The organism is Kineosporia sp. NBRC 101677 (genome assembly GCF_030269265.1).
In the GTDB taxonomy this organism is placed as follows: domain Bacteria; phylum Actinomycetota; class Actinomycetes; order Actinomycetales; family Kineosporiaceae; genus Kineosporia; species Kineosporia rhizophila.
Map to the genome: position 1 here is coordinate 1 of NZ_BSTA01000031.1, position 4,713 is coordinate 4,713.

3 protein-coding genes and 2 pseudogenes are annotated in these 4,713 nt (G+C 59.9%); 1 reads left to right on the forward strand and 4 read right to left on the reverse strand.

The genetic code is table 11. From position 1 onward, the window contains the following. From QSK18_RS36215 to QSK18_RS35570, 4 genes and pseudogenes are all read right to left on the reverse strand, one after another. Positions 1-534 (reverse strand): annotated as a pseudogene (locus QSK18_RS36215) (transposase); the annotation flags it as partial. A gap of 53 nt (positions 535-587) precedes the next feature. Further along, a complete protein-coding gene (locus QSK18_RS35560; RefSeq protein ID WP_285628954.1) occupies positions 588-1,118 on the reverse strand; it encodes a hypothetical protein in 531 nt (176 codons plus the stop codon). Positions 1,119-1,972: 854 nt separating this feature from the next. Then, a complete protein-coding gene (locus QSK18_RS35565; RefSeq protein ID WP_285628957.1) occupies positions 1,973-2,443 on the reverse strand; it encodes a HesB/IscA family protein in 471 nt (156 codons plus the stop codon). 161 nt (positions 2,444-2,604) lie between these two features. Next, positions 2,605-3,045 (reverse strand): annotated as a pseudogene (locus QSK18_RS35570) (integrase core domain-containing protein); the annotation flags it as partial. Positions 3,046-3,721: 676 nt separating this feature from the next. Between QSK18_RS35570 and QSK18_RS35575 the strand changes: the two are divergent. Beyond that, positions 3,722-4,387, forward strand: coding sequence for a DUF6924 domain-containing protein (locus QSK18_RS35575; protein WP_285628960.1), 666 nt, complete (start codon positions 3,722-3,724; stop codon positions 4,385-4,387). The last annotated feature ends 326 nt before the right edge of the window (positions 4,388-4,713 follow it).

The window sequence follows — 4,713 nt, forward strand, 5'->3', positions numbered from 1 at the left end:
CGCACGGCCCCGCTGCCAGCAACGTCATGACAGGCAACAACTAGAGGGCTTGGGTTCAAGGGATCGTTGTTGTTGGTGTTCGCGGCACTGACGGCCACGGCCAGGGGCAGGCCGTTACGGTGGGACAAGGCATGGATCCTTGATCCGGGCTTGCCCCGGTCCACGGGGCTGGACCCGGTCAAGGATCCCCTTCTTTGACCCTCACGCTCGCGACGTTCACCACGGCGCGGAACCAGTCGATCTCGCCGGCCGCTCCAAGCTCGTCCGGCACGGCTCGCTGAATGCGTGGCCACAGCCCGGCCACGGTCCACTCGCTGAACCGACGGTGCGCGGTCTGGTATTTCACTCCAAACTACGACGGAAGGTAGCGCCAGACAACACCGCTGGTCAGTACGAACACGATCGCCGTGAACAAGGCCGGTCGCCCACCCGGGCCCGGCCGCCACCCCTGCGGACGCGTCGGCGCCGGCGGGATCAACGGCTTCACGATCGCCGCAACTCATCCAAGACCAGACGCCGAGACAGATGATCCACGGTGCCAGCTCATGCCACAACGTCGCTGCCTCCAGAAGAGACACATTCTCACGTTAGGAATTCAGGGCAGCCACTGCGTGCCGAGCTGAACGTACTCCCATATCCAAAGCCTTCCATGTATTGCCGCTGCGGGACAACGGTGTCCATGCGAAACCGTCCGAGCGCAGCAACAGTCGCCCACCGAGCAACCACTGCCAGGCGCGCTGCGCATGTAGCAGATCCGCAGGCTCCAATACAGGATCGACCTGCTCGTCACGAAACGCTTCTGCCACCCACCATGCCCAATCCGCATTTGCTGCTTCTAGCCGATGAGCAAGGCGATTCCGTGATCGATTGGCGAAAGCCTGTGGTGGCCATTCAATCCTTGCCAAAGGATCGAACGCCATCGTCAGGGAAAGGACGTCACGGATCACGCGGAACTCGAACGTTGCCCGGGCAAGGCCAAGGGAACTGGACTCGATCAGTGCTTGGGCCGTACCCTCGATCAGCCACCATGTCACAGGGATAGCATCAAGATCGTCCATGGGAATGAGTACCTTTCGCTTCCATTTCCACATGTCTATGCCATAGGTCAGATTGGCCAAGGCGCCGCCGGTAAACGTCCCACCACTTGAATTTCCCGCCGGCTTGCACATCTATGACGAGTGAGGACGCGATCTCGGCGTGTATTGTTACTGAACCACGAGATCAATTGCCGCTGCCATGTTGCGCGTAGTCAGGGCAGACACCGTATACCGCAGAGTTGTCTGCATAACCAGATCATTGCAATGGTTATCTTTCTGCGTTGAACCGGCCACGGCCGGGTGCTGGCCCAAGGACCCGGAGCATTGCGTTCAAGACGCACACGTGCGATTCCCCCCCCGCAAGTTCAGTTGGGTCGGAACATCCCCAGATCGCCCCATTGAGGCCCCTGCGCGATGTGAGGGCACTGATGGCAACTGTGCTCCGGCACACCGGCGATTCCGGACCGCAGGACTGATCCCCTCAGGCCCGAGCTACAGTTCGGGCCGCAAGCTCTAGGAACGCGGCGACGTCCTTGGAAGTCATGGAGGTGCCGCGATCGGCGTGACCGACGTGCGCGATTCCGTGAACGTCTGGTGGTCGCAAACAATACCCGCGCTGCGAGATCGCGTTCCTGGAGACCCAGGTCTGTTTGACCCTGCACCGTCGGATGTGCCTACCTGGGTCTGGCGGAGGGCTGGACCGGGACTTTTATCCTCCTGCGCCCAATACTGGCCTCACGTCCAGAACTTCAGGCACGAGTCGTCCTCCGCGGCAACGTAATAAAGAACCCTGCCCACTACCAGCACATACCGGATGATTCAACCTCAGCCCCCGAAGGATCCGCTCAGGCCAGCAGCCCTGGAATTCAAATCCGCCTCCCTCGGAAAAGGGCGTCCTCCCGGCTCCTGCAACGCCAGGATCAGATCGGGGTCTTTCAGCAGAAGGAGTCACCGCACGCACAACTCTGCTTGGCACGCGGGTTGTCGATGACGAACCCTGTCTTCTGAAGAGTGTCAACAAAATCGAGGGTTGAGCCGCGTACCTCCGGCACAGTCACTCGATCCAGTACGAGAGCGAACCCGTTGAGCGAAGACCGGGCATCGTCACTTGGAAGGCACCCCGCGGCCTGTTGGGCGTCGAGGAGGCTTTCGCTCATCTCACCCGACTGCTGTGGGAAATGCTGAATCTGATCCCCGTCCAGTAGCCGTTCATCGAAATACAGCTCATACTGCAGTCCAACACACCCCCCGGGCTGCACAGCAATTCGAAGACGCAAGTCCGGACGCCCTTCACGCTGCAGCAAGGACTGAACCTTCGCGAAGGCCCTTGGCGTGACGTGCACCACTGGTGCCTGCTCGTCCTCCCCGTTCGCTTCAGTGTCATGCCGCTTGTCAACAGAACTCACAGCGCTCTCCTTGGTCCGACTCCAGCGCGCACATCTGGTCTCAGACAAACACGGGCGAATGAATAGACAGGTTCACGGAATCTGACCGCTGTTCAGTAAGGATGACGGGTCAGACGGTCGCCTGCTACAGTGCTTGAGGTTGGTCGCGTCAGGACTGCAGGTCAATTTTCTAGGAGTGGGACTTCCTTCAAGCCGGTTAACTCACGGGTTGAGGTGTTCGAGACGAGTGTACGCCGGATGACGGCCTCGTACTCCATAGGGGGGTCAGTCGACCGAATGCTGCTTGTCTGCGGCGGCGGTGATAGGTCTTCTCGACCCAGGTGACCATCGTCAGGCGTAGTTTCTGCCGGGTGTTTCAGCGTCGGCGGTCCAGGACATTCTTTCGCAGCAGAACAATGAACGACTCTATGGCGGCGTTGTCGCCGCAGGCACCGACGCGGCCCATCGAAACGCACAAGCCGGCCTACCAAGAGACCGGAGGCACTTCCTGGAGCGGAACTGACTTCCTCGGTCCGATTAACACTGGTTCCGCTCAGTGCTCGAAGAGAGACAGCATCTTTCAAAACCGCCACGACCAAGTACGCCTTCATTCGAGAGTCGACTTTTTCTACTTCCCCGTAGGCCGACGCGGCCCCACTCGCCCCATCGCCGCCCTCTACCTCCACAGTCTCATCCAGTGATCAAACCAGACAATTAGGCCTCACGCCGGAGCCCCGAAGTTCACTGGTGCCCTATCCGCGCAAGCGCATGAACGACACGAATTTAAGAGATCGATGGGCAATACCGGGATCTGCCGGGGCAACGCCCGGCGACGTCGTTCTCACGCACGTTCGAGCACAAGTGATACTCTTTTAGGCACCTTCGCCATCGAGACTGACGTCGGGTTGACAAAATGAATCCAACGATTTAATCATGAACGCCGTCACCCGCAGTAGGATTGCCCGGCCCGGTTCGAGCAATCTCTGACAGGCGCAACCCCCGCGGCTAAGTGCTTTTCATCGTTTATGAGTGCCTCATTATTCACGTTCCAGCACCGCGGACGGCACCCCCAGGCAGGATGACAACGGCTCAGTGACACTTCGGGAGGGTGAAGACGTGGAGCGGGGTATAAGAAACGGCCAGGATCGTCCGGTGCGAGTCATCGCCTCATGGTCGGAGGCCTGCGGTGCCTTCAGTCGAGACATGCTCGATTGGAAGGACCGACTCGATGGCAGCCCCCTGCAGTGGGAACCAAGCGGACAGGAGCCCGTCCCTGCCGCGGACCCCACGCAGGTGAGCATGGAGGAGATTTTGAAGGGCACTGGCAGAGCTGAGCCGGGACAGCCATTGTGGTTACCTGAAGCCAAGTATGGAATCGTCGTACGTACGGACTTCTTTGACGAGCAGGTCTGGCACGTCGTGTTTCAACAGGCTCTGACCGGTGGTGCAATGTTCCCACCACCTTTTGAGCGAGCGCAGGTCCCCAACGACACTGCCGGTAGGGACTTCATGCTCGTGCTGCAACAAGTGGACAGTCCAACACTGGTCGTCGTCAACGATCGCCGGTTCGCAGCCGCCACCGCCGAGCAGGTGCGGGCGGTGGCGCAGGAAAGAGATCACGTCTTCCTCGCCGACGCAGTGACCATGACCGATTCCGAGCACCTCCTCTTGGCCCTCGAACCCACGTACTCAATAGAGAACGACTCCCCAAGGATTTCCGGCTCACGCCGGGATCCGTCGACGGAGCGGCGACCATGCTGGATGTGGGCAAACTGTTGTGGCAGGAACTCCTCGACCAGCGCGACAGTGACGGGGTACTGCGTCGTGACTGGTGCTAACGGTCCTATGGCTGACAGCATCGCAAAACAGCTCGGCTCGAACCCCTTTTGGCCCTGGTCTTGCACGAAGCCTGACGGCGCGATCTCCGCAAGTGATGAGAGTGCCCGTCCAACAGTGATATTCTGATCTTGCCTAAGGAGCCAGAGACACAGGTTGGGCGAGGTTCCCCCGCATGGCGGAGACAGGCGTTAGCAGAACCGTAGGTCTTGCTGGACCGGGTGTTTCACGATCTGTTGGGTAAACCTCCCCAAACTGGCAAGTGTGCCTGTCCGGTAATGCGCTTCTGATCTTGTCTAAGGATCAGAAGCACGACCGGCAGGCACCCTCAAGGTGAAACGCAACGGGTCAGGGCTCCGGCTAGTGGTCACTACTGACGGCCGGGGCGTGGTCAGTCATGCTGGCACGGTCCTGCTGCGGGAACTGGCCGAGTGAAGTGGTATGCGTGCCGGTCT